Origin of the sequence: Mesorhizobium wenxiniae, assembly GCF_002284535.1 — a bacterium.
Classification (GTDB): Bacteria; Pseudomonadota; Alphaproteobacteria; order Rhizobiales; family Rhizobiaceae; genus Mesorhizobium; species Mesorhizobium wenxiniae.
This window is the reverse complement of the sequence record NZ_NPKH01000020.1, coordinates 518,452-541,254: the sequence shown is the minus strand read 5'-3', so window position 1 is coordinate 541,254 and position 22,803 is coordinate 518,452. Positions and strand designations below refer to the sequence as shown.

The following is a 22,803-nucleotide window of genomic DNA, read 5'->3' as shown; positions in this document are numbered from 1 at the left end:
CTCCAAGACACAGTTATGGTGTCCAAAGACGCCGCAAACCGAGCGAGCGCTCGATGGACAGCTATCCTTGTTGGCAGCGCCCGGAGATCCGGACCGGTTGGCTGGATAGCCGCGGAAGCCCAGCTTCCGCTCCTGAAAGTCAACCACCAACGTCGCGATTATGCAAGCTGAACGCCGAGGGTGTGGACTAAAAGAGTAGCCACGGTCAGGTCGGCCGAGGTGCCGGGATTGACCTTGTTCGCTTTCAGCCGGCGGTCGAGCTCCATGAGCAGACGAATGCGTGACGTCTCGTCATCGCTGGCATGCAGCGCCGCCTCAACGGCAAGGGCTTGTTGGCGCGCCTGAAGTGCGGCTTCAGCGCCATGCTTGCGCACCACATGACTGTCAGGGAAGCCGGCGAGAAACGCCATATAGGCGAACACCGTCGGCCACATGCCGCCTTCGCCGCGTGCCAACGCCGCTTGCAGAGCCGCAAGCCCGACGCCGAACACGTCGCCGAAACCGGTGACATACTGGCGGGCGATCATGTCGCGGTCGGCCGCCTCCCGCATGGCTTCGAGCAGATGAACCTTCGGCTCCTGCCGCACATCGTTCGCGGCCTCGCCAAGACCGCCCGGCACGGCCGCAACGATCGCCTCGAACACCGCCCTGGTATCGTCCATGCTCATCGCGCGCAGCACCGCGTCGAGATTGTCGCGCAGCCGATTGTCGTGCAGTGGGGCGCCTGCCATTCCGGCGGCGCACAGCAGAGGCCCTGCCAGAAGTATGATACCGAGGTTGGTATTGGTCGCGACCGCCAGGCGAGTCGCGCGGACCGCTTCCAGCATGCGCCGTCCGACCGGCAGGCGAGGGTCGGTCAGCGGTCCGGACGAGACCTCGGCGCTGGTCATGAACTGGGCGGCGGACATGCCGTGCCCGTCGGCGAACAGATGGACATTGCCCGGTTTCAGCGCCTCGATCTCCATCCGGCAGGAATCCTTGTAGGCAACCCGGAGGCGTTCTCGCGAAAGCGCCATTCTACCGGCTCGTCACGAATTCGCCGGCGCCGTAAGGCGGTAGGCGCGCGCCGCCGCCGCCTCGGTGCGATCAGCCAGGAATTTCAGCAGGGCATCGGCAATCGCATCGGCGATGTTCACCGCGACGACCGATTGAAGCCCGGACCAGGCCGGCATGCTGTTGACCTCCAGCACGAACAGCTTGCCGTCGGCCGCCGGCACGATATCGACGCCGGCGAAATCCGCTGACATAGCGGCGGCGGCGGCTTTTGCCAGCGCCGCTAATTCGGTTTCGCCGTGCCCTGAGACTTGCTCGGGCACTGCCCCGCGATTGACGTTGGTGATCCAGTCGTCGCCACGTCGGCTCATCATCGCCAGGACTTCGCCGGCGCAGACGAAAACGCGAAAATCGCGGAAAGGAGGGCCGGGACGCGGCACGTAGTGCTGGAGATAGTAGACGCCGTTCACCTCGTCCTCGGCGGGGAGATCGGACAGCGTTTCGATCAGCCTGATGCCGCGACCCTGTGCGCCGAAGAGCGGCTTCAGCACCAGCGGCGTAAACGGCAGTTCGCGTCCGGCGATCACTTCGGCCATGGCACGTCCCTCGACCGCGAATGTCGGCGGCGTCGACAGGCCGGCATCCTTCAGGAGGAAGGTCGTCATCGACTTGTCGACACAGCGTTCTATCGCCTGTGCGGAATTCCACACCGGAATGGAAAGCTTGCCGAATGCGTGCAGCACGCCGAGGCGGCGGGTGACCGCTTCGAATGACCCGGCGGCGATCGAACGGACCAGCACGGCGTCGGGCAGCGCGCCGTCGAAGCCGGGGATCGACAGTCCGCTCGGGCTGCCGGTGTCGAACGCGATCGCCGCCAGCGGCACCGTTGCGACCACCGCGCCGCGCCGTTCCAGCCTTGCCGCCAGGCCCTTGGCGCGGGCGTCCGAGACGTCGCTGACGATCAGGATGCGGGGGATCATGTCACGCCTCGGATACCGGATACCGAAGGCGCGAGCGGGCGGCCCGGCAGGCGGATGAACGAGGAATCCATTGCAGCGCCATGCCCTAACCGAGGCTCCGTTCGAGCATCTGCAGATCACGCTCGCCGGTGCGAAACGTATCGCCGGTCTCGATCGCCGTGACGATCACTTCGGCCGGGCTGAACAGCAGCGGATCGATAGCATAGAAATCACCGTTGAACCGCTTGAAGATCTCGGCGAAGGGATGGCCGTGGTCCCGCGAGGCTCGGCTCGGCAGTCGCTCCGCGAGCTCACGGGCGTCTTTCGACGACCCTTTTACGAAGAGCTGAACGCTGCCGCCATAGATGATGGCGTCGTTGGTTCGGCCCATGGCGGTCAGGAAATCCGGATGGGGAGCGGGGATAGGGGCGGTACCGATGCCGTCGACGATGTTGTCCAGCGGAAATTTGAGATCGTTGCTCTTGTGCAAGGCGACCTCGAGCGCGCGTGCAACGATCTGCACGCTGCCCGCAAGGCTTTGTGTCGGCGCATAGAGGAAGGTGAGCTTTTCGGTTGGCAGTCCAGTCACCTTGCCGACCTTCTCGACGATCGCCTGGGGGGGCGGTTCGGCCGTCTCCAGGATAAGCACGGCGGATGACGCCGTATCGCGATAGGAAAGCGCTTCGAACAGCGGTTCGACGCGGGCGAGCGCCCGCGCCGGCCCCGATCCCATGGCGAAATAGCCCTGGCTCGACAGGTTCCAGCCGGCATACTGGCTGCCCAGGCAGGCAAGCACCGGCTGCGAAGACCGCACTTCGATGGTGAGCGGCCATTTCTGCGACGCACGGTCCATGCAGACCGAAATGCTGCCGAGACCGCCCATCGCGGCCTCTGCCATGCGCAGCCCGGCCTCGACGCCGCCGGCGGCCTTGGCGCCGGCATCGATCAGGCACTCGCCCAGTGGGCCCCTCGACACGGCGATACGCAGGCGTTCGGCGTCGCCGATCATGCCATCGATGATGCGCTGCGCATTGTCATTCAGGAATGCCGAACCATCTTTCATGTCCGGTCTCCTTCCCATTGATGTTGCAATCGGTTGGCTTGGTCCTTGATGAGCCGCCTGGTCAAATCGGCGCTCGGACCGCGCGCGAAGATGGTGCAGACAGGATCGCCAGCGATCAGCCGGGTGCCTGGCGACTGATGGTCCGCAGTCCATTCAGGCCAGGCAATCGATGGAAACCGGGCGATCGGCGCTGCCGCGTAGGTCACCATCGACGCCATCGAATCGACGAAGCGCGGCAGGCGGTAAGCCCTGCCTGCCGCGGCGCGCAAATGCGCTTCGATCAGTGGCGCGTCGGCATCGTCGAAAATGTCGAGCGTGGCGCCTGGCCTCGGATTGATCTCGATGAGCTTGTAGCCATCCGGTGCGCGAATGAGATCGGCGCTGCACAATCCAACCAGGCCAGCGCGGCGCGTCAGACCTGAAAGCCAGCCGCGGATCATCGCCGCCTGCCTGCGGTCGAAGCGTCTCAACCGCACGGCGCCGCCATAGCGATAGGGCGCTGCCGGGGCGGGGGACGCCCATTGTTGGCTGAAGCCGACGATATCAGCGGTTTGGCCGTCGCCGACGAAGAGGGCCGAGATGCTGCGGCCGGGAACGAAATGCTGGAAATAACGGCCTGTGGCCGGGGCTTCTCCGGCAGCCCGTCTGATATGCGTGCCGCCGGCGCCGCCCGCCGTCTTGACCACCCAGTTCTCCGGATCAGGCGGCCGGTCCCATCGGAATTCCGGATGCGGGATGCCGAGCTCGGCGCAATCGGCGGCCAGCAATTGCGGGTCCTTGATCCTGCGGATCGCGGCGCCGCTATTGCCGGCGAGCGGAAAATGGCGCGAAACCTCGTCGACGGTCTCCGTCATCCGTTCGAAACCCGAGCCCAGGACAATGGCGGCCGGCTGGTCGTCTCCAGCCAATTGCCGAAGCGTCTCGATGATGCGCTCGCCGTCGATGCCGCCTTGCAGGTCGCCCGGCAGCATCGTCGCGCGTTCGGCGAGCGCGACCGTGTCCGTGTCGCAAAAGAAATCGGCGACCAGCGGACGATAGCCGGCGCGGCGCGCGGCGGCAGCCAGCGCCCGGCCTGAAATCGCCGCGATCAAGAGAGATCCGGCGTTATTTGGCAATCTCGCGTGCAAGGGAAAACGCTTCCTGGAAATCGAGCGTGATGGTTTTTTCGGCTTCGATCATTCGTTTGAAAAGGCCGAATTCGACCTTGTATTTCACGTTGCCGATGGCAAGCGGACCAATGCCGACAGCTTTGGTCGCTTCGATCGGATCGCCATTGGCGTTGACGGCTACGCCTTCGATGCCGGCCGGCGGGACCGCATTGACGTCGGCGGCAATAAGCAGACCTTTGCCTTTCAACTGGGCTTTCGAGATCACCTGGACGCCGGCCTTTGCGCAAGCCAGGATGACTTCGCTCGCCTCGACCAGCTTCATCTTGCGGGCGTCGCTCGACCCGTCAGCCGCGTCGACGGCGATCTTGAATCGGCTTTTGATCTCGGCCGCGATCTGCTCGACCCTTTCGATACCGTCATGGCCGACAAGCGTCACCCCTGCGCCCTCCCTGGCGGCGATGACGGCGGTGCAAAAGCCGACGACGCCGGTGGCGCCGAAAACAGCGATCCTGGTGTCTTTCAGCCCTCGCTCGAGTTTTTTCTCCAGCGCTTTTTCGACTTTGGCCACCATCGCAGCGGCAGTGGTGAACGAGCCGGCTGGGTCGGCGAATACCGAAACCTGGAAGGGCGGCACCATCGCCTTTCGCGCCGTGTCGAACATGTCGAGCGCCAGCGAGGCATCCTTGCCGGCGATGAAGATGCCGGTATCGACGCCCGCATCGGGCGGGCGCGAAAAGATCGCGTCCTGCACCAGGCCTGTCACCTCGCCGAGGCTTACATCGACATAGGGCACGACGGCGTCGAAGCCTGCGTCGAGCGCCATATTCACGTCGAAAGGGCTCATATGCTTCAACGGCGTCAGCATATGCAGGATATGTTTGCGGGCCATTTCTCGCCTTTCTGCCATTTCTCGCCTGTCAGCTTGAACGTGATCGCGTTGCCGAGCCGTCAGCTGCCGACGAGATCAAGTTTGGTCGAACTGATGTTCGCGCCGGAATTCCTGCCCTTGACGATCCTGATCTGGATGCCGTTTTCAACTTTCTGCTGAACCGCGCTAACGTAGCTGACTGCGGCGTCTTGCGATGGGGCGAAGGCAAATCCTGTTGGTCCCCACGAGCTTTGGCCGATGCCGACGGCGCCTGCTTCATTGAGACCGTGGGCCACCCTCTCGACCCGCTTGGAGGTGAACACGCCGCCTTGCGCCGGGGCAAAATGGGTGCCGATCAGCATTTGGATCGCGGCGACGGCGGCGCCGAAGGCTGGAAGGTCGTGCTCGATCAAAGCCGGCATAATGCCCATCAGCACCCGCCGGCAGATCTCGCCGCTGCCGGACGCCGGGAAGGGTGGCAACGAACGAAACGCCGCGATCTCGGCATCGCCATGCAGTCCATGGCCGCCGTGGTCGAGGATCATGATGACGCGCCATTCTTCCGGAAACGGCAGGCGCGCCACGACCGGCGGCGGCCTGCCGCTGTCGTCCTTGCCGGCGTCGACAATGACACCACCGCGTTCGAAACTGGCGATGCCGATGCCGGATCGGCCGCCCCGCTCGAGCAGGGTCGCGTCGCCGCCGATATCGAGAGGTAATTTGTGGAGCGTGCGCAGCGCCGAGGCGACGGCAAGTGCGATCTGCGTGCCGGAGCCCAGGCCGGCATGGCTCGGGATCGACTGTTCGACCACCAGCCGGTGCTGGCCGCGAATGCCGAGATGGCTGCAGAGCGTCGACAAATGCTCGCTGGCGCGACGGCTTTCGGTGCCTTCGACGATGGTCTCGCTGGACCGCGACAGAGTGACGACGGTTTCGGGTTCGCTTAATGGTAGCCCGACGCTGCCAAACCGGCGGCCGGTATCGCCATTGAGATCGACGAAGCCAAGGTGCAGGCGGGCGGGCACTCGTATGGTAACAGAATTCGACATCTACCCCCCGATGGGTGCATCATAGACGCATCATGGAAGTTTAGGTGCCCGTCACCATGATAGCTGTTTTCGTCGAAGGGGCAAGCCGGAGAGAGTGCATTCGTTTTATCTGTTTTGGCCCCGGCATGACAGAGCGGGCAGTTCGCGGAGATCGAGATGAGCGAGACAGCTAAGGAAAAGGTCTATTCGGAAGCCGAGATTGCTGAGCGGCTCGAGAAGGAGCTGCCGAAATGGCGCTACGAGAACGGCTGGATCCGGCGCAAGTACAAGACCCACAGCTGGAAATCGACACTTATGGTCATCAACACGGTCGGCCATCTCGCCGAGGCGGCGTGGCACCATCCCGACATCACCGCCTCCTATGCCTGGGTCGAGGTGCGCCTAATGAACCACGCAGCGAAGGGGATCACCGACAAAGACTTCGAATTGGCCAAGAAGATCGAGGATGTCGTCCAGTGGCAGCCGGCCAAGGAAGGCGGCGCGCTGGAAGGCACTCCGCCGACCGATCAGCGCTTCGCTTACATCAAATATGATTAAGCGCGATTGGAATTTGTTGATAGCGTATGAAAACATTCGCTAATCTGCTGGCAGGCGGGGTTCACGGCCAATCCAGTTTCGTCTAGGATCGGGCCGGCACCAGAAAGTAGCTTAGTGGATGGCGGTTGCTTGGATCGGCAACCGGGAAACGCTGGTCGAGCGCGCGGCTGCACATGCCGCCGCGCTGTTGGGGTCGAGCCGGTGCCCGGTTTTCAGCTTGGATACGGATATACACGGCACCAGGGCGGCGATCGCGCTGGCTGAGCGGGTTGGCGCGGCATACGATCATGCCGCCGATGGCGCGGCACTTTCGCGGGAGACCGCGCTTTTTACCGACAAGGGCGCGATGACCGTCGCGCCCGGCGAGACGCGCCGGCGCGCCGATGTCGTGGTGATTGTGGGCGAACTCCCGCAAATCCATCATGAATTTGTCGGCGAGCTTGCTGAGACGGTTCCCGATCTCTCGGCCAAGAATCAGCGGGAAATCTTTCTGGTCGGATCGAAAGGGGCGTCTGCTCCGCCGCTGAACAACGGGCGGACGGCGACGCTCCTTTCCTGCGGCGAGGCAAGCCTCGGCGCGACGCTGGCGGCGATGAGGGCGCAGTGCAGGGGGCGTCGGACATCGCAACCGGTGTCGAATTTCGACGATTTCGCCAAAGCCCTGGAGGCTGCGCATTTTCCCGTCTTCCTGTTTTCAGGCGGCGCAACCGAAGGGCTGGCGCTGGAGATGCTGCAAGGACTGATCGCCGATCTCAACCGCAAGTCACGCGCATCCGGCCTTCATCTGCCGGCGAACGAAAACGGCTGGGGAAGCGCGCTCGCCTCGACCTGGATGACGGGTTTCCCGTTGCGCACCGGCTTTGCGCGCGGCTTTCCGGAATTCGATCCCTGGCGTTACGATGTCGCGCGCATGATCGCTGCCGGCGAAGCCGACCTGCACCTGCGGATTTCTTCCTCAATTGTCCAGCCGCAGAAGAAAAAGAACCGCATGGCGCTGATTGTGCTGGCGAAAACGCAGGAGCCGATCGCGGGTGCTGCAGTCACCATCGCCATTGGCGAAGCGGGCGTCGATCACGAGGCGGTGGTTTATTCCAGCCGCACCGGTTCGCTAAGGTCGGTCGATGTGCGAGCGGCGTCGGAACTGCCCTCCGCTGCAACTGTTATCCGCCTGGTCGCCAGTCATGTCTCCGCCGAGGCCGCGTTGTCATGCTGACGAAAATCTCGGGCGGCGACATCATCGATCCGGTCAACGGCCGTCTCGGCAAGGGCGACCTCTGGATCAGGGACGACAAGATCGTTGCGGCGCCGGCGGGGGGAGCTGCTGACCGGACCATCGACGCTGCCGGCTGCATCGTGATGGCGGGCGCCATCGACATCCATTCCCACATCGGCGGCGGCAACGTGAATACGGCACGGCTGCTGTTGCCCGAGCAGCATGCCGCGCATCAGGCGCGGCCGGCGACGACGCCGCTCTCCAACGCGGGCTGGTCGACCTTCCAGACCGGCTGCCTCTACGCCAAAATGGGTTTCACGACGGTCGTCGAGCCGGCGATGTCGCCGGGAGCCGCACTTCACACCCACCTCGAACTGGCCGACATCCCGATCATCGACAAGGCGACGCTCGCCATTCTCGGCAACGACGATTTCCTGCTGTCGATGATCCGCGACGACGCCCCCTCAAAGATGATCGAAGACTATGTCGCCTGGACGGTCGCCTCGACGCGGGCGCTTGGGGTCAAGGTGATCAACGCCGGTGCGGCGGCCGCCTTCAAGGAAAACGTCCGCACCTTCTCGCTGGACGAAGTCGTGCCTTCCTATGGCGTCAGCTCGCGCAAGATCGTCAAGACGCTGCAGGCCGCCGTCGACAGTCTCGGCGTCCCGCATCCTCTGCATGTCCATTGCAATAATCTGGGCAGCCCTGGATCGGCGGATACGGCGGCCGCGACGATCGCGGCGGCGGAAGGATTGCCGCTGCACCTCGCGCATCTCCAGTTCTACGGCTACGGCACCGAAGGCAAGCGCAGGTTTTCCTCGGCCGCGGCGCGTCTAGCCGAATTGGTCAACGCGACGCCGGAGGTCACCATCGACATCGGCCAGGTAATGTTCGGCCAGACGGTCACTGTCTCCTCCGACGTCATGCGGCAGTTTTCGGCGCGTGGCAGTGCCCACCCGAAGAAATCCGTCATTCATGATGGGGACGGCAATGGCGGCGGCATCGTGCCCTACAGCTATGGCAAGGATTTCTATGGCACGATGCAGTGGGCGATCGGGCTCGAGCTTTTTCTCCTGATCGACGATCCGTGGCGTGTCTTCTTCACCACCGATCATCCCAATGGCGCGCCCTTTACCGTCTACCCGGCTCTGTTCGAGCTGCTGATGAGCCGGGAAGCGCGCGCCGAAACGATTGCCGAACTTCCAAAATCCGCCATGGCGCTGTCCACCCTGGCGTCAATCGACCGTGAATACACGTTCGAGGAAATTGCCATCATGACCCGCGCGGCCCCAGCCAAGCTGCTCGGGCTGACGGATCGGGGCCATCTCGGCGTCGGCGTCACAGCCGACATCGCTGTCTACCGCAGGGACGAGAATATTGCGAAAATGCTGGGGCAGGCGGCGTATGTCTTCAAGGATGGCGATCTCGTCGTGCAAGATGGGGAGATCACCCATTACCGTTGGGGCAAGGCGCTCAGGCTGAATCCGTCGCCGGACAAGGCGATGGTGCGGCGGCTGGACGACTATCACCAGCAGCGTTACGGCCTGTCGCTGGACTGGTTCAATTTCCCGGATTCCGCAATCGCGCGCGAACAGCCGTTCGGCGAGGTAGCATGCCGAATGTGAGCGTAAATGGCATAACGATCGACGATACCTTTGCCGAGGCCTTCGGCATGCGCGCAACCGCCATCATCATCACCGCGCCGAACCGGAAATGGGCGCGCCAGGCGGCGATCACTATGACCGGCTTTGCCACCTCGGTGATCGGCTGCGGCTGCGAAGCGGCAATCGATGTCGAACTGCCGCCATCGGCCACACCGGATGGCCGGCCCGGCTGCCGCGTGATGATTTTTGCGATGGGGACCGAGGAACTGCAGAAACAACTGCTCAATCGCGTCGGCCAGTGTGTCTTGACCTCGCCGGGTTCGGCCTGCTTCGCCGGACTGGAGGGCAGCCTCGAGTTGAAGCTCGGTTCGGCGCTGCGTTATTTTGGCGACGGCTGGCAGATCTCCAAGAAAATCGGCGGCAGGCATTTTTGGCGCGTTCCCGTCATGGATGGCGAATTCCTGTGCGAAGCAACAACCGGACTGACGAAGGATGCCGTCGGCGGCGGCAATTTCTTTGTCATGGCTGAAAGCAGCGCCAAGGCCTTGGATGCTGCCGAGGCCGCCGTCGCCGCAATCGGCCAGGTGCCTGGCGCGATCGTGCCGTTTCCGGGCGGCATTGCCCGTTCGGGTTCCAAGATCGGTGGTAAATACAAGGGCATGATCGCCTCGGCCAACGAAGCCTACGCGCCGACACTGCGCGGTGTCGTCAGAAGTGAGCTCGGTCCCCACATCAACGCCGTCCTGGAAATCGTCATCGACGGCGAGACCAACGAAGCCGTTGCCGCCGCGATGAAGGCCGGCATCAAGGCCGTCATCGAGCTTGGGCCGAAGCGAGGAGCGGTTCGCATAAGCGCCGGCAATTACGGCGGCAAGCTCGGCAAGTTCATCTATTCGCTGAAGGATATGCTGCCATGAAGGCGCTGACCTTCACCCTTGTCGCCGAGCCGCCAGAGCGCCTTGACCTGTCGCCGCTGACGCCGGAGCGGCTTGCCGGGATGGAAAGGCGCGATATCGAAAAAGTCCAGATCGGCATGTCGAAGCATGGATCGAAGGTCGGCGATATCTTTCGGGTCGCCGGCAACGATCCGCTGGACATCGTGTTCGAAGGTGGAAGCACGCGCCTCGACCGCGTGGCGGAAGGCATGCGGGGCGGTTCGGTTCGCGTCGTCGGTAATGCCGGCGCCCAGGCCGGGCGTGCCATGCGCGGCGGCAAACTCACGGTCGAAGGCAATGCCGGTCCGCATGCCGGCTCCGGCATGCGCGGCGGCAGGCTTGAAATGACAGGCAACGCCGGTGATCACCTTGGGGCGCCGCTCGCCGGGGAACTGGCCGGCATGAATGGCGGCGTGCTGATCGTCAGGGGCAGAGCCGGCGCTTTTTCCGCCGACCGCATGCGGCGCGGCCTGATCGCGGTGCTGAAAGGCTCAGGCGACCATGCCGGCAGCCGCATGATCGCCGGCACGCTGGTGGTGGCCGGCGGCACCGGCGAGATGCCCGGCTATCTGATGCGTCGGGGTTCGATCCTTCTCGATCGCGCGCCGGAAAGCCTGTCGCCGAGCTTCGTCGAATGCGGCGCGCCAGAGAGTGTTTTCGCCGCCATCGTCGATCGCCATCTGATCGCCGAGGGTATTTTGAAACGGCCGCTTCTGGGCAAGGCGCCGCAGAAATATGGCGGTGACAACGCGGTGCTTGGAATGGGTGAGGTTCTTTTCCCTCGTTGAGGCGTTCAGCAGACGGCATTGCGGTTAAGCCGCCGTGGTGATGGCCGGCATGTCTGCTGGGAGGGTTAGCGGCGGTCGTTGGCAATCAGTTTCGTCAGGCAATCACCCGCCTGGCTCTCAGGCACGCCGAGATCTCTGACACTGTCCATGTGGTTGCGGTTCGTGAGAACAAGCGACGTTGCCGGCGAACCCTGCTGCAGCAGGTTCTCTTTGAATCGATCTGCTTGCTGATGGAAAGGCGGCGTCTCATTGGCTCCGACCAGAACCGTCGCCCTGGTCTGAGGATCATGCCGATTGGCAAGAGGTGTAAACATGGCGACTTCCTCATCGGTGATTCCAATCTCGTTGGCGAGAAAGGAGTTCTGGAGTGGTTTCAAATCGTAGAGCCCGCCGAGCAGAAGGACTGCCCGCACATTCGATGGGGTATTCTCGCTGTTGAACAGAAACGTAGAAAGATGTGCTCCAGCCGAATGGCCGCTGACAGTCAGCTCTGCCGGGTTTCCGCCGTGGTCGGCGATATGGGCCAGAACCCACTGCTTGGCGCGGCGCACCTGGTCGACGATCGTCGCCATCCTGACCTTGGGCATCAGCGCATAGTCTACGATGACGGCAATCGCACCGGCCTGGGTAATCGTCGCCGCGACGTATGAGTAGTCGCGCTTGGAGAACATCCTCCAGTAGCCGCCATGGATAAACATGTGCACCGGCAGGCCGCTTCGTTTGCCCGGGGGAAAGAAAAGGTCGATGGTTTCGGTCTGATCCGGTCCATAGGCAACGTCCGCAGTCATCGGAATAGTGGCGCGGACGGCCTCGCTGCGGTGAACGATGTCCTGGACGATTTGATCGAAATCGGCGACATGGTCGCGGATGCGGAACGGATCGTTTTGCACTCTTCCTCCGCTCAGGCGCTGATGGCGAGGTATTTCGCCTCCATGAACTCGGCAATGCCGTGATGCTGGCCGCCCTCGCGGCCGAGGCCGCTCTGTTTGACCCCACCGAACGGTGCTGCCGGATCGGACATCAGTCCGCGGTTGAGAGCGATCATCCCAGCTTCGATCCTGGACGCCACCCGCATTCCACGTTGAAGATCGCGCGTGTAGATGTAGGCGGCAAGACCGTATTCGGTGTCGTTGGCGCGGGCGATGATTTCGGCTTCCGTTTCGAACCTCGACATCGGCGCCACCGGCCCAAAAATCTCCTCGTGCGCGATCTCCGCCTCGGCCGGGACGTCGCAGAGCACGGTCGGCGGATAGTAGTATCCTGTTCCCGAGCCTGCCTTGCCTCCGCACAGCACCCGCGCGCCACGGGCGACAGCATCGTTGACCAGGCGGTCGATCTTGTCGACGGCCTTCCTGGTGATCATCGGCCCGCACTCCGTGGCCGCGTCCGGGCCGGCGCCGATCTTGAGTGCCGACATCCGCCTGGCGAGGTTTTTGCAAAACACATCGTAAACGCCGGACTGGACATAGATGCGGTTTGCGGCCGTGCAGGCCTCCCCGGCGTTGCGCATCTTCGCCACCATCGCGCCATCGACCGCCGCGTCGAGGTCCGCGTCGTCGAACACGAGGAATGGCGCGTTGCCGCCAAGTTCCATCGAACACGAAACCACGTGCTTTGCGGCCTCGGCCAGCAGAACGCGCCCGACACCAGTCGAGCCGGTAAAGGAGAGTTTGCGCACCCGCGGATCGGCCAGCATCGCGGCCGTCACCGGACCGGGCTTGGAGGTTGTCAGAACGTTGACAACCCCCGGCGGGACACCCGCTTCTTCATATAGGGCGGCAAGCGCGTAGGCGGTGAGCGGGGTCTCGCTGGCCGGCTTCAAAATCACGTGCACCCGGCAGCCAGGGCGGGCGCGATCTTGCGCGTCGCCATGGCGGCAGGAAAATTCCAGGGTGTGACAAGGACGCAGATGCCGATCGGCTCGTAGTCGACGACGATGCGGTTGGTGCCGGAAGGCGCCATGCCGAATTCGCCGGTGATGCGAACGGCTTCCTCGGCATTCCAGCGAAAGAATTCCGCGGCATAGGCGATCTCGCCACGCGCGTCCCGTAGTGCCTTGCCGTTTTCCAGCGAGATCAGTGTGGCCAGCGTCTCGGAACGCTTCGTCATCAGCTCGAAGCAATTTCTGAGGATTTCGGAACGCTTGCGCGGCGCCGTCGTGCGCCAGCCATCGGCGGCCCTGGCCGCAGCCTCGACGGCGGCCGCGGCATCTTCGATCGTCGCATCGGGAACCGCAGCGATCACCGCTTCAGTTGAAGGGTCGACGATCTGGATTTCCCTGCCGTCGGTGGATTGCCGCCATTGGCCGCCGATATACAAGCCGTGGGAGAACCTATGGAAGCCGGCAGTGTCCTCCTCGTCCTCCAGCACCTGATGCGATATGTTCATGGCCTGCTCCTCGATTGCTCACATGACAGAGGCGGCGAGGTCGCCATCATAGGCGGCCTGGATCAGGCCCCGCATGGCCGCCGGATCGAATGGACGCGGATTGTTCTTGATGAGACGGTCGATGCCGAGCGCCTGTTCGGCCGTCCAATCGAGCTTGTCGGAGGGGAGCCCGAGCCTGGCCAGCGTAGGCGTGATCCCGATCGCTCCAAACAGCCGGCCGATCTCGTCGATCGCCGCGTCGGCCATCTCAGCGGTACTCCGTTCCCTCCCGTCGAGACCAAGGGCAAGGCCGATCTCGGTCATCTCGGCGGCCGCGGCGACAAGGTTGTACTTCATGACGTACGGCAACATGGTGGCGACACCCAGCCCGTGCGCGGTGTGGGTAAGGGCTCCGACCGGATACTGCACCGCGTGCGCCGCCGCCGTTCCGGCAGTGCCGAACGCGCAGCCGGCTGCAAGCGCCCCCATCATCACATCGGCGCGAGCGTCCTCGTCGGCCGGATCGCGGTATGCCTTCTCGAGACTGCGGCCAAGCAGCTTGATCGCGAGCAGCGCAAAATGATCGGTCAGCGCGCTCTTGCCGATGAAGACATGCTGTTGCGGCAGGCTGGGGTCAGTGCCGCGCCTGGCGGCGGTAAAAGCCTCGACCGCATGGGTCAGCGCGTCTGCGCCGGCGATCGCCGTCAGCCCCGGGGGACATGTCATCGTCAGTTCCGGGTCGCAGATGGCGGCTGCCGCGATCAGATGCGGGCTGGAGATGCCTACTTTCATAGTGCGATCCGGATCGGAGATCACCGCGACAGGGGTCACTTCCGAGCCTGTGCCGGCTGTCGTCGGCACCGCGATCAGCGGCAGCGTCGGGCCGGGCACCTTGAACTCGCCGTAGTAGTCCTGGAGCAGGCCGCCGTGACTGATGAGCAACGCGGCGCATTTGGCCATGTCGAGACAGCTGCCGCCGCCGATGCCGATCACCATGTCGGGCGCAAAATCCCGCGCCTCCTCGACGCAGACGGCAACCGTGTCGCGCGGCACATCGGGCTGCACACGATCGTGCACCAGCACAGCGATCGATGCGCCCTCGAGCGCCGCGATGATCTCGGAGAAGACGACAGTTGCGGCAAAGCGCTCGTCCGTGCAGACCAGAGCGCGACGGCCGAGCCTGGCCGCAACGGTTGGAATGACATGGCGCTGACCCTTTCCGAAGAGGATTTCACGCGGCAGCCTTATGGCAGCGAAAAGGCTCATGTTCTTGCGTTCCTTGATGATGGTGGAAAGGCGAAAGCTCGCCGAACTCGGCCCAAAAATATCCTCTATTAAATCGTATAGGATATAGGATTGTATTGAGCAGAGCATCGTGTTAGCCAGTGGTCCTGTCAAGAGGCAAAGATGCAGGTCACGAACGCAAGCACTACCCGAGAAGTCGACCCCGCCGGCGGGCGCATCCAGCGATCCACCAGCCTTGTTGAGGACGTCTATGAAGCGATCTTCGCGCAACTCATGTCGCTGAAGATCGCGCCTGGCTCACGGATCACCGTCGACAGTCTGGTCAAGGAACTCGACGTCTCCCACACGCCAATCCGTGAAGCGCTTGGCCGCCTCGAAGGCGAAGGTCTTGTGCTGAAGACACATTTGATCGGCTACCGCGCCGCGCCACAGATAACCAGGCGCCGATTTGACGAACTCTATGAGCTTCGCCTGCTGCTCGAGCCGCATGCGGCGGCCAAAGCAGCCGCATTGATGGATGAGACGAAACTTGCGGTGCTTGAGGAGTCCGCAGGCGGCATGGCGCGCCGCGAAGGCAAGGATGAACGCCTACGTTACTCCAATTTTGCGCGGCAGGATGCCATCTTCCACGACCGGATCATGGAATTTGCCAACAATGAACTGGTGCGCGAGACGCTCGCCTTCCAGCATACCCACTTCCACATCTTCCGCCTGATGTTCCATTCGCGCGTCACCGAGGAAGCGCTCGACGAGCATCAGGCCATTCTGGCCGCCTTCGCCGCCTCCGACCCCGCTGCGGCGGAACAGGCGATGCGCCGTCATATCGAGCATTCTCGTGATCGTTTGTTGCCGGCGTTCGATTGAGATTCGCGCCGCCGGCGAGTCAATGCCCGCCCGACTTCCATTCACAAAACGAGGAACCGACCCATGCCTGGCAAGAAAATACTGATGTTGACCGGTGAGTTTACCGAAGAATACGAGATCTTCGTCTATCAGCAGGCGATGGAGGCCGTCGGCCACATCGTCCACGTTGTCTGTCCCGATAAGAACGCTGGAGACCTGATCAAGACGTCGCTTCACGATTTCGAAGGTGACCAGACCTACACCGAAAAGCCCGGCCACTATGCCTTGCTGAACAAGACCTTTTCGGAGGCGGAAAGACAGCTCGATCAGTATCATGCCGTCTATTGCGCGGGCGGTCGTGGCCCCGAGTACATCCGCACCGACAAGCGCGTGCAGGCGATGGTCCGCCATTTCCACGAAAACAAGAAGCCGATCTTTACCATCTGCCATGGCGTCCAGATCCTGATTGCGGTCGACGGCGTCGTGCGTGGCAAGAAAGTCGGTGCGCTGGCCGCCTGCGAGCCGGAAGTGACGCTGGCCGGCGGAACCTATATCGACCTGTCCCCGACTGAGGCCTATGTCGACGGAACGATGGTCTCGGCAAAGGGCTGGACCGCACTAGCCGCGTTCATCCGCGAGTGCCTGAAAGTGCTGGGAACGGAAATCCGCCACAACTGAGTCAATCGGCCCGATGCATCCCAGACGGGATGCGTCGTGATTGCCAGGTCTGTCGCTGCAGGCACGGCCCCACAGGCCTGAGATGCGTCACGGCTGCGTCGGCCGCGTGGCGGCCGCCAGTGCGTCGATGTCGTCGTAGAGCGCCTGACTGTGATAGTAGAGCTTGTCGAAAACGGGTTGGGTGCGCCTGTAGGTCTCGGCCCATCTGGGGTCCGGCAGGATTTCGGCGCCGTAGCTCACGAAGCTCTCGGCCGCCTGTTCGACCCGTGAGAAGCGGCCGGTCGCCTTCGCGGCCATCGCGGCACAGCCGACAATGCCGCATTCGGGCTCCCGCGGAACCAGGATCGGAATGTTGAAGGCACTTGCCTTGATCTTCAGCCAGAGTTCGGTGCGCGCCCCGCCACCCGCGGCGATAACGCGCTCCAGCGGCTTGTTTGACGCGCGTTCCATGATGCGGATGTGACGCGTCATGGCAAAGGCGATGCCTTCCAGGATCGAGCGGTGCAGATGTTCCATGCCATGCCCGGCGCCCAATCCGAAGAACTGTGCGCGGGCGTTGCGATGGCGCCCCAGGCGCTCGCCGGTGAGAAAGGGCATGAAGAGCAATGCGTCGCAACCGGCGGGTGCCTCGGCGGCGCAGGCGACGATCTCGTCATAGGACAGCGCGTTGCTGTGGAAGGCGCGGCGTGCCCAGCGCATGCCGTCGCCACCGGTCTCCAGCAGCACGAATTGCGCCCAGTTGCCTTCGATCGTCGCAACGTTCGAGATTTCCGGGTCAAGCAGCGGCTTCTCTGCGATCGCCGTGATGATCGCGCCCGTGCCGGTGCTGTCGGAACCCATTCCCGGCCGACAAGCGCCTGAGCCGAGCAGTGCAACCGGATAGTCGGCGCCGCCGACCAGCACGGGGGTGCCTGACCGCAGGCCGGTGTCACGCGCCGCCTGTTCGGTGACGTGGCCGACGACATCCAGCGGGTTGCGAATTGGCGGCAACTTGGCGGCATCCAGACCCATGCGCTCGATCATCACCGGCGACCAGTCGAGCCGCTCTGGGTTCATCAGGAAGCTGCAGGACCCATCGCCAGTATCCATGGCAATCTCGCCGGTCAGCCGGTAGTTGATGTAATCCTTCGGCATGATGGCGACTGCGCTGCGGGCGTATGCGGCGGGATCGTTGTCTCGGACCCATTGCAGTTTGAAACCCGGCCATGCGGGGGTCGGCGTGTTGCCGCTTTCGGGCAGGTAGCTGTCCGGCTCATTCGCTTCCTCGAAACGACGTACGAGATCGATGGTGCGCTTGTCGTTCCAGAGCGGCGCCGTCTCGCGCGTCAGCGCTCCGTGCGCATCGAGCAGGACCAGCCCGTGCATCTGCCCGCAGACGCAGATGGCGGAGATGCGTTCGCGGGCGCCATCGAGGCGGTCCAGCACCGTCTTGACGCTCGCTCGCGCACCCTCCCACCAATCGACCGGCCGCTGTTCGGCCCGGCCGAACTCCGGCACGATCTGGTCGTGCTCTCGCGACGCAAGTTCGAGGATATTGCCGGTGACATCGATCAGAGCGGCGCGGACGCTGCCGGTGCCGACGTCGATGGCGAGGAAAAGCTCGCCGCTCATTTCGGCAGATTCCTGAGATGGGCAAGCATGTGATCCTCTGTCTTTCGGTCAGAGCAAGCGCGGCGTGACGAGAATGCGTTCCATGGCATTAGCCTTTCGCCGCTTCGATGGCGATGCGCGAAATCTTTTCGAAATCCGGCCCCGACACCGGGATCGCGATGTCGAAGACCTCTGCGATCACCTGCGTCCAACCATGCAGGAAATATGTCCAACCGTCCTCGATCTGCAACTGCTGTCGGGCCTGCTGCCGCCTTGCCTGGTCAAGGAAGATCAGGTCACCGCGATAGTTGAGATCCCAGGCAATGCCGCGCTGGGGGAACACGCCGTCATCAGTGATCGGCGAGCCAGCGGCGTCCTTGCCAAGTCCTGTCGCGTTGATCACCAGCGAGCCTGGTTTCAGCGCCGCCAACGTCTCATCATTGATCTCGGGTCTGTCTGCCAGGACATACTCGATCTCGACCGTCGACATCATCTCTCCGTGGATACGCTCGATTTCGTCGAGGCGCGGCTGCGAACGGTTGGTGACAACGATGCGCGGAGGTACGTCGGCGCCACGTTCCTTTCGCATCAGGTGCCAGGTGATCGCAATCGTCGATCCGCCGGCGCCCATCGACAGGACTTCCGCGCCGGTGTCTGCGAAGTATCCCACCGGGACGAAACCATCTATCGCAAGGCCCGAAGAGATCGGATCCTTGGCATGGCAGATGAGTTTGCCGCCCCGCTTCGACAGGCAGCTGGTCTCGTGCATCAGGCGAGCGTGCGGATCGATCACGTCGAACAGGTCGCGCGCTGCGTTGAAGAGATCGATCTTGTGCGTGGTGACGAGCGCGCCAAGCGACAGCGGGTCGGAGTTTATGAAGGAGACAACCTCACGGTAGGCCTCCGGATCGGCATGAAGCGGAAAGTCGATGCCCTTGAGAACCGCATCCTTCAGCCCGAGGTGGCGCGCCCATGCAGGGAAAACCCGCATGATCGAACTGCTCGTCGTCGTGACACCGATAAAATAGAGTGTCGGCTGGGTAGCCGGCCGATAGCGGCTCATTTGCCGATCTCCCGGATTTCCCTCGCGCGCAGCACAGCCGCAATATTGCGAAGTGAAGCAGCGGTCTCGAAGGGAGCCTTCATGCCGGCACCGTGCGGGATTGTTGCCCATACAGGGCGGAGATCAGCTTCGCGTCACGCGGTCGCCAATCCGGATTGTCGACTTCCTTCCAGCCTCCATCGTCGGCGACCACGCGCGAGCGCATGCCTCCCGATTTTGCGATGATCTCGTAGTCCTGCCCTGAATCGGCCGATAGCAGAACAGCATCACCAGATCGTCTTCCCCGACATTGATCGAGCGGTGGATCCAGAAAGGGGGCACGTAACAGACGGTCTGCGCATCGACGGACAGGATCCGGACCTCGCCCTCCGGCGATTCCATCAGCATGAGGCCGTGCCCCTTCTGGCCATAGTAGATCTCGGGCCGGTCGGCCTGGTTGTGGATGTGACCGCGTGTCATGAAATACTCGTCGCCGACTTTTCCGGGCGCCATGCGCGTGACGCCGAAAATCAGATCGCCCGACTGCTCGGTCGCTCGGAACTCGGAGACCTCGTAGACGATGCGCTCGCCCCACGTCGCGCGCATGGCTTCGAAGGCAGCGGGGTCCGCGTAGAGCCCGTCCAGATCGCAGAAGCGTTTTTGGTAGCTGCCGGTTGCATTTCCCATCGCACCAGTCGACAGATCGACCTTGCATCCAATGGGCTCAAACAATCTTGTCAAAGGACTACCTCATATCGCGTTACTGTTGGTATCGGCGCTGATCTGGACTGCACCTCCTGCTTTTCGACAAGAACCACACTTGCTTTGCAGGGTACGATTTGCTCTCCCTATGCAGACCAGCTTGGGGGTTTCTGGATTATGGCAGATTTCGACTACGAGGCACACGACAGTGAATTGGGCGTTGTCGTCATGCCGCCCCCGCTGTCTTAAGCAATCCGAGAGAACCGCCTTGCTCCTTCAAGTCGCCTTCGACAAGCCAGAACACCTGGCCCTGCTCCCGCAGATGAAGGCGTTCGCCGACATTATCGAGATCGGCACGCCGTTGCTGAAACGCTTTGGCCTCTCTGCCATCACCACGGCGCGCGAGCTCTGCCCTGAAATCATGGTGTTGGCTGATACCAAGACCGTCGACGGCGGCCAGCTCGAGGCTGATATGGTATTCGGCGCCGGTGCCGCGTTCATGACGGTCCTGTCGTGTGCTTCGTCCGCCACGCACGAAGCAATAGGAAAACGTGCCGCCGCCTTCGGCGCGACGGTCATCGTCGATACCATCACCGAGTCGGGCGAGGCAGAATTGCTTCCCTTGAATGCTGTCTTCCCCGAAAGCTTCGGCTATGTCGCGGTCCACTCGCCAAAGGATGCGCGGCTGGCGGGCAACACCTCCACGTCACATATCGACGCCGTAAGAAAGATGCACGATCGCGGCTTCCTGGTTTCGCTCGCCGGCGGGATCGGCCCCGACACGCTGGAGGCGGTGATCGCAGTCGAACCCGAAATCCTCGTGGTTGGCAGCGCCATTACAGAATCCGCAAGCCCGAAAGAGGTAGCACGATGGATTCGCGACAGATTGCCCAATCCAGGCCGTGGCTGGCCGTGGGACAGGAAATAACCGACCTTCTTGGCCGGATCGACGCCGTCGCCTTTGCAAGGCTGGTGCAGGCGTTCGATGACCCCGATCAGCGATGGTTCTTTTCCGGGCAGGGGCGTTCCGGCCTTGTCGCGCAGATGGGCGCGATGCGCTTCATGCACCTTGGCCGAACGGTGCATTTCGTCGGTGAGGTATCGGCGCCGTCGATCCGCAAGGGCGATGCGCTGCTGATCATCTCCGGCTCTGGAGAGACGTCGGTCAGTACAGGCTTTGCCCGCATCGCCAAGGCGGAGGGCGCCAAGATCGTTACGCTGACGCATAAGCCGGCGGGGACCCTGGCTGGCATTGCAGATGTCACGCTGCATGTACCTGTCGAGAAATCGGAACAGTTTGGCGGCAGCCTGTTCGAGCAATCCTGCCTCATCCTGCTCGACAGCATTGTGCTCGGCTTGGCGCAGCAGACTCCCGACGCGCACAAGCTGATGTTGTCCCGCCACACCAACTTGCAGTGACGCCCGTGCCGACGGTGCGAGCATCGGAGACGGGGACTGTCGATGCGGTGGGATTTTCTCAGGCAAGATCGAGCGGTCTCCCGGCGACGCGCTCAAGCCGCGCACCCTCGGGTCACGCCCGAGGACATCTCTTGGGCGATATGCAGTAGCCAGGAAGCTCGCTGGGCGTCTCACCTTCCGTAGCGGCAAGACACTGGACTCGCTGTGCGATGCCGATATTGTACTTGAGGAGCGTTGGTGCCGTGCTTTGGCGACGGCAACCGACGGGGAGATGCCGGCGGCTTGTTCGCAGGAACAGGTCCCCGGTCAATATGGGAGGAAGTCTGATGAGAATTGGGGCCTTTCTGGCCGGCTTTTCGGCCTTTTCTGCGCTTGTTGGCGCACCTGCCTTCGCGCAGGACAAGCCGTTCGCGGGAGTTACCGTGAACGTTATTACGCAGACCGGTGCGATTCAGGAGCCTCTACAGAGGCGCGCGCCCGAGTTCGAAGCGCTCACCGGCGCCAAGATCAATGTCATCGCGGTGCCCTTCTCGGATCTCTATCAAAAGATCCTCACCGACTGGGCGAGCGGCACCAACTCGGTCGACGCCGGCGTGTTCGCCCCGCAATGGATGGTCGACTACATCGCCGGCGGCTACCTCGAGGACCTGACGCCGCGGGTCGAGGCCGACAAGGACATTCAGCAGGAGGATGTGGGCGCGTTCTTCCGGGACTTCTCCGAGAAGTACAACGGCAAGACCTACATGATCACGCTCGATGGCGACTTCCACATGATGTACTACCGCAAGGACGTGCTGGAAGCGGCCGGCCTGGCGGTGCCGAAAACCTGGGACGAGTATCTCGAGGTCGCCAAGGCCACGCATGGCAAGGATATGAGCGGCGATGGCACGCCGGATTTCGGCTCGTGCATCGCCAAGAAGCGCAACGCGCAAAGCTATTGGTTCGTCACCGATGTGGTCGGCTCGATGACCCAGTCCAAGGGAACTAGCCAGGGCACCTTCTTCAACACCAAGGACATGACGCCGCTCGTCAACAACGACGCCTTCCGGAAGGCGCTCGACTTCCTGTTTGAATCGACCAAATACGGCCCGCCGGACGAGCTAAACCTCGATGTCAGCGACACAAGGCCGCTCTTCGCTTCCGGCCGCTGCGCGCTGAACCTCGACTGGGGTGATGTAGGCACGATCTCGATCGATCCGGCGCAGTCCAAGGTGATGGGCAAATGGGGCGCGGCGATCATGCCCGGATCCAAGGAGGTCCTGAACTGGGACACCGGCAAGCTGGAGGCCTGCACGGCAGAAAACTGCACGCACGCGATCGACGGCGTGAACCATGCACCGTTCGCCGCCTTTGGCGGCTGGGGCGGCGGCATCAACGCGGCGGCCGATCCGAAGGTGAAGGACGCCGCCTACGCCTACTTCTCGTTCATGACGCAGCCGGCACAGTCAAATGCCGACGTCACCGTCGGCGGCACCGGCTTCAACCCGTACCGCACCTCGCAGCTCAGCTACAGCGACCTTTGGAAGAAGGCCGGCATGAGCGAGGACGAGGCTAAAGTCTACCTGGGAGCGATCAACGACAGCATGAGCAGCCCGAACATGATCCTCGACCTGCGCATCCCGCAAAATCAGAAGTACCAGCAGGTCGTGCTCGACGAGGCGGTCTCGCGCTTCCTCGCCGGCGAAATCGACAAGGAAGCGACCGTCGCAGCGGTCGAGGAAGGCTGGAATGAGCTGAACGAAGAGATTGGCAAAGACGAGCAGCTCAAACTTTACAAGGCGACTATCGGCGCCAAATAG

The 22,803-nt window shown here is 62.9% G+C and carries 20 protein-coding genes and 2 pseudogenes; 10 read left to right on the top strand and 12 right to left on the bottom strand.

Translation table 11 applies throughout. The features are described 5' to 3' along the window. Positions 1–158: 158 nt before the first annotated feature. From CIT31_RS12835 to CIT31_RS12810, 6 genes are all read right to left on the bottom strand, one after another. A complete protein-coding gene (locus CIT31_RS12835) occupies positions 159–1,016 on the bottom strand; it encodes a triphosphoribosyl-dephospho-CoA synthase (protein ID WP_101918689.1) in 858 nt (285 codons plus the stop codon). Positions 1,017–1,028: 12 nt separating this feature from the next. Next, the gene (locus tag CIT31_RS12830) at positions 1,029–1,973 is read right to left on the bottom strand and encodes an ATP-grasp domain-containing protein (RefSeq protein ID WP_095518874.1); all 945 of its coding nucleotides are present in this window, start codon (positions 1,971–1,973) and stop codon (positions 1,029–1,031) included. 85 nt (positions 1,974–2,058) lie between these two features. Next, positions 2,059–3,015 carry a methenyltetrahydromethanopterin cyclohydrolase gene (gene mch / locus CIT31_RS12825; protein WP_095518873.1) on the bottom strand — a complete coding sequence of 319 codons (957 nt, stop codon included), beginning with the start codon at positions 3,013–3,015 and terminating at the stop codon, positions 2,059–2,061. Further along, positions 3,012–4,106 (bottom strand): ATP-grasp domain-containing protein, encoded by a 1,095-nt coding sequence (locus CIT31_RS12820; RefSeq protein WP_095518872.1) that lies wholly within the window; start codon positions 4,104–4,106, stop codon positions 3,012–3,014. The genes mch and CIT31_RS12820 overlap by 4 nt, the downstream gene beginning before the upstream one ends. Positions 4,107–4,119: 13 nt before the next feature. After that, positions 4,120–5,013 (bottom strand): NAD(P)-dependent methylenetetrahydromethanopterin dehydrogenase, encoded by an 894-nt coding sequence (locus CIT31_RS12815; protein ID WP_095518871.1) that lies wholly within the window; start codon positions 5,011–5,013, stop codon positions 4,120–4,122. Positions 5,014–5,072: 59 nt separating this feature from the next. Then, entirely contained in the window at positions 5,073–6,041 is a 969-nt protein-coding gene (locus tag CIT31_RS12810; protein WP_095518870.1) for a beta-ribofuranosylaminobenzene 5'-phosphate synthase family protein, read from the bottom strand. A 156-nt stretch (positions 6,042–6,197) separates the two neighbouring features. On the opposite strand from CIT31_RS12810, the gene CIT31_RS12805 reads away from it, so the two are divergent. The 5 genes from CIT31_RS12805 (at position 6,198) to CIT31_RS12785 (ending at position 11,118) form a co-directional block, all read left to right on the top strand. Further along, on the top strand, positions 6,198–6,578 hold the full coding sequence (locus CIT31_RS12805; protein ID WP_095518869.1) for a 4a-hydroxytetrahydrobiopterin dehydratase: 381 nt from the start codon (positions 6,198–6,200) through the stop codon (positions 6,576–6,578). 118 nt (positions 6,579–6,696) lie between these two features. Beyond that, positions 6,697–7,791 carry a molybdopterin-binding domain-containing protein gene (locus CIT31_RS12800; protein ID WP_095518868.1) on the top strand — a complete coding sequence of 365 codons (1,095 nt, stop codon included), beginning with the start codon at positions 6,697–6,699 and terminating at the stop codon, positions 7,789–7,791. After that, positions 7,785–9,416 (top strand): formylmethanofuran dehydrogenase subunit A, encoded by a 1,632-nt coding sequence (locus tag CIT31_RS12795; RefSeq protein WP_095518867.1) that lies wholly within the window; start codon positions 7,785–7,787, stop codon positions 9,414–9,416. Before CIT31_RS12800 ends, CIT31_RS12795 begins: the two co-directional genes overlap by 7 nt. Next, entirely contained in the window at positions 9,404–10,312 is a 909-nt protein-coding gene (fhcD, locus tag CIT31_RS12790; RefSeq protein WP_095518866.1) for a formylmethanofuran--tetrahydromethanopterin N-formyltransferase, read from the top strand. Before CIT31_RS12795 ends, fhcD begins: the two co-directional genes overlap by 13 nt. Further along, positions 10,309–11,118 (top strand): formylmethanofuran dehydrogenase subunit C, encoded by an 810-nt coding sequence (locus tag CIT31_RS12785; RefSeq protein ID WP_095518865.1) that lies wholly within the window; start codon positions 10,309–10,311, stop codon positions 11,116–11,118. The genes fhcD and CIT31_RS12785 overlap by 4 nt, the downstream gene beginning before the upstream one ends. Positions 11,119–11,183: 65 nt before the next feature. Here the strand turns inward: CIT31_RS12785 and CIT31_RS12780 are convergent, their stop codons facing one another. The 3 genes and pseudogenes from CIT31_RS12780 to CIT31_RS12770 all read right to left on the bottom strand — a co-directional run bounded on the left by CIT31_RS12780 (position 11,184) and on the right by CIT31_RS12770 (position 14,751). Beyond that, a complete protein-coding gene (locus CIT31_RS12780) occupies positions 11,184–12,008 on the bottom strand; it encodes an alpha/beta hydrolase (RefSeq protein WP_095518864.1) in 825 nt (274 codons plus the stop codon). Between the two features lie 11 nt (positions 12,009–12,019). Then, a pseudogene (locus CIT31_RS12775) lies at positions 12,020–13,506 on the bottom strand (NAD-dependent succinate-semialdehyde dehydrogenase). Between the two features lie 18 nt (positions 13,507–13,524). Then, entirely contained in the window at positions 13,525–14,751 is a 1,227-nt protein-coding gene (locus CIT31_RS12770; RefSeq protein WP_095518863.1) for an iron-containing alcohol dehydrogenase, read from the bottom strand. Between the two features lie 141 nt (positions 14,752–14,892). Here CIT31_RS12770 and CIT31_RS12765 point away from each other — a divergent pair, with 141 nt between their 5' ends. Both CIT31_RS12765 and CIT31_RS12760 read left to right on the top strand, forming a co-directional pair. Next, entirely contained in the window at positions 14,893–15,594 is a 702-nt protein-coding gene (locus CIT31_RS12765) for a GntR family transcriptional regulator (protein ID WP_095518862.1), read from the top strand. A 63-nt stretch (positions 15,595–15,657) separates the two neighbouring features. Then, positions 15,658–16,251 carry a DJ-1/PfpI family protein gene (locus CIT31_RS12760; RefSeq protein ID WP_095518861.1) on the top strand — a complete coding sequence of 198 codons (594 nt, stop codon included), beginning with the start codon at positions 15,658–15,660 and terminating at the stop codon, positions 16,249–16,251. An 87-nt stretch (positions 16,252–16,338) separates the two neighbouring features. On the opposite strand, the gene CIT31_RS12755 is transcribed toward CIT31_RS12760, so the two are convergent. The 3 genes and pseudogenes from CIT31_RS12755 to CIT31_RS12745 form a co-directional block, all read right to left on the bottom strand. Beyond that, entirely contained in the window at positions 16,339–17,862 is a 1,524-nt protein-coding gene (locus CIT31_RS12755; RefSeq protein WP_095518860.1) for a xylulokinase, read from the bottom strand. 88 nt (positions 17,863–17,950) lie between these two features. Continuing rightward, entirely contained in the window at positions 17,951–18,904 is a 954-nt protein-coding gene (locus CIT31_RS12750) for a shikimate dehydrogenase family protein (RefSeq protein ID WP_095518859.1), read from the bottom strand. Positions 18,905–18,983: 79 nt separating this feature from the next. Then, a pseudogene (locus tag CIT31_RS12745) lies at positions 18,984–19,624 on the bottom strand (glucose-6-phosphate isomerase). 283 nt (positions 19,625–19,907) lie between these two features. Between CIT31_RS12745 and CIT31_RS12740 the strand changes: the two are divergent. The 3 genes from CIT31_RS12740 (at position 19,908) to CIT31_RS12730 (ending at position 22,803) form a co-directional block, all read left to right on the top strand. After that, positions 19,908–20,513: an orotidine 5'-phosphate decarboxylase / HUMPS family protein gene (locus CIT31_RS12740; RefSeq protein ID WP_245316213.1), complete on the top strand. Its 606-nt coding sequence runs from the start codon at positions 19,908–19,910 to the stop codon at positions 20,511–20,513. Further along, a complete protein-coding gene (locus tag CIT31_RS12735; RefSeq protein WP_095518857.1) occupies positions 20,456–21,004 on the top strand; it encodes an SIS domain-containing protein in 549 nt (182 codons plus the stop codon). The genes CIT31_RS12740 and CIT31_RS12735 overlap by 58 nt, the downstream gene beginning before the upstream one ends. Positions 21,005–21,330: 326 nt before the next feature. Beyond that, entirely contained in the window at positions 21,331–22,803 is a 1,473-nt protein-coding gene (locus tag CIT31_RS12730) for an ABC transporter substrate-binding protein (RefSeq protein WP_095519360.1), read from the top strand.

Bases quoted from the DNA above. Each gene is read 5' to 3' on its own strand.
- fhcD (WP_095518866.1), top strand. From the start codon at position 9,404: ATGCCGAATGTGAGCGTAAATGGCATAACGATCGACGATACCTTTGCC.
- CIT31_RS12740 (WP_245316213.1), top strand. From the start codon at position 19,908: ATGAAGGCGTTCGCCGACATTATCGAGATCGGCACGCCGTTGCTGAAA.
- CIT31_RS12800 (WP_095518868.1), top strand. From the start codon at position 6,697: ATGGCGGTTGCTTGGATCGGCAACCGGGAAACGCTGGTCGAGCGCGCG.
- CIT31_RS12795 (WP_095518867.1), top strand. From the start codon at position 7,785: ATGCTGACGAAAATCTCGGGCGGCGACATCATCGATCCGGTCAACGGC.
- CIT31_RS12760 (WP_095518861.1), top strand. From the start codon at position 15,658: ATGCCTGGCAAGAAAATACTGATGTTGACCGGTGAGTTTACCGAAGAA.
- mch (WP_095518873.1), bottom strand. From the start codon at position 3,015: ATGAAAGATGGTTCGGCATTCCTGAATGACAATGCGCAGCGCATCATC.
- CIT31_RS12830 (WP_095518874.1), bottom strand. From the start codon at position 1,973: ATGATCCCCCGCATCCTGATCGTCAGCGACGTCTCGGACGCCCGCGCC.
- CIT31_RS12750 (WP_095518859.1), bottom strand. From the start codon at position 18,904: ATGAGCCGCTATCGGCCGGCTACCCAGCCGACACTCTATTTTATCGGT.
- CIT31_RS12815 (WP_095518871.1), bottom strand. From the start codon at position 5,013: ATGGCCCGCAAACATATCCTGCATATGCTGACGCCGTTGAAGCATATG.
- CIT31_RS12730 (WP_095519360.1), top strand. From the start codon at position 21,331: ATGAGAATTGGGGCCTTTCTGGCCGGCTTTTCGGCCTTTTCTGCGCTT.
- CIT31_RS12765 (WP_095518862.1), top strand. From the start codon at position 14,893: ATGCAGGTCACGAACGCAAGCACTACCCGAGAAGTCGACCCCGCCGGC.
- CIT31_RS12770 (WP_095518863.1), bottom strand. From the start codon at position 14,751: ATGAGCCTTTTCGCTGCCATAAGGCTGCCGCGTGAAATCCTCTTCGGA.
- CIT31_RS12810 (WP_095518870.1), bottom strand. From the start codon at position 6,041: ATGTCGAATTCTGTTACCATACGAGTGCCCGCCCGCCTGCACCTTGGC.
- CIT31_RS12835 (WP_101918689.1), bottom strand. From the start codon at position 1,016: ATGGCGCTTTCGCGAGAACGCCTCCGGGTTGCCTACAAGGATTCCTGC.
- CIT31_RS12805 (WP_095518869.1), top strand. From the start codon at position 6,198: ATGAGCGAGACAGCTAAGGAAAAGGTCTATTCGGAAGCCGAGATTGCT.
- CIT31_RS12755 (WP_095518860.1), bottom strand. From the start codon at position 17,862: ATGAGCGGCGAGCTTTTCCTCGCCATCGACGTCGGCACCGGCAGCGTC.
- CIT31_RS12785 (WP_095518865.1), top strand. From the start codon at position 10,309: ATGAAGGCGCTGACCTTCACCCTTGTCGCCGAGCCGCCAGAGCGCCTT.
- CIT31_RS12735 (WP_095518857.1), top strand. From the start codon at position 20,456: ATGGATTCGCGACAGATTGCCCAATCCAGGCCGTGGCTGGCCGTGGGA.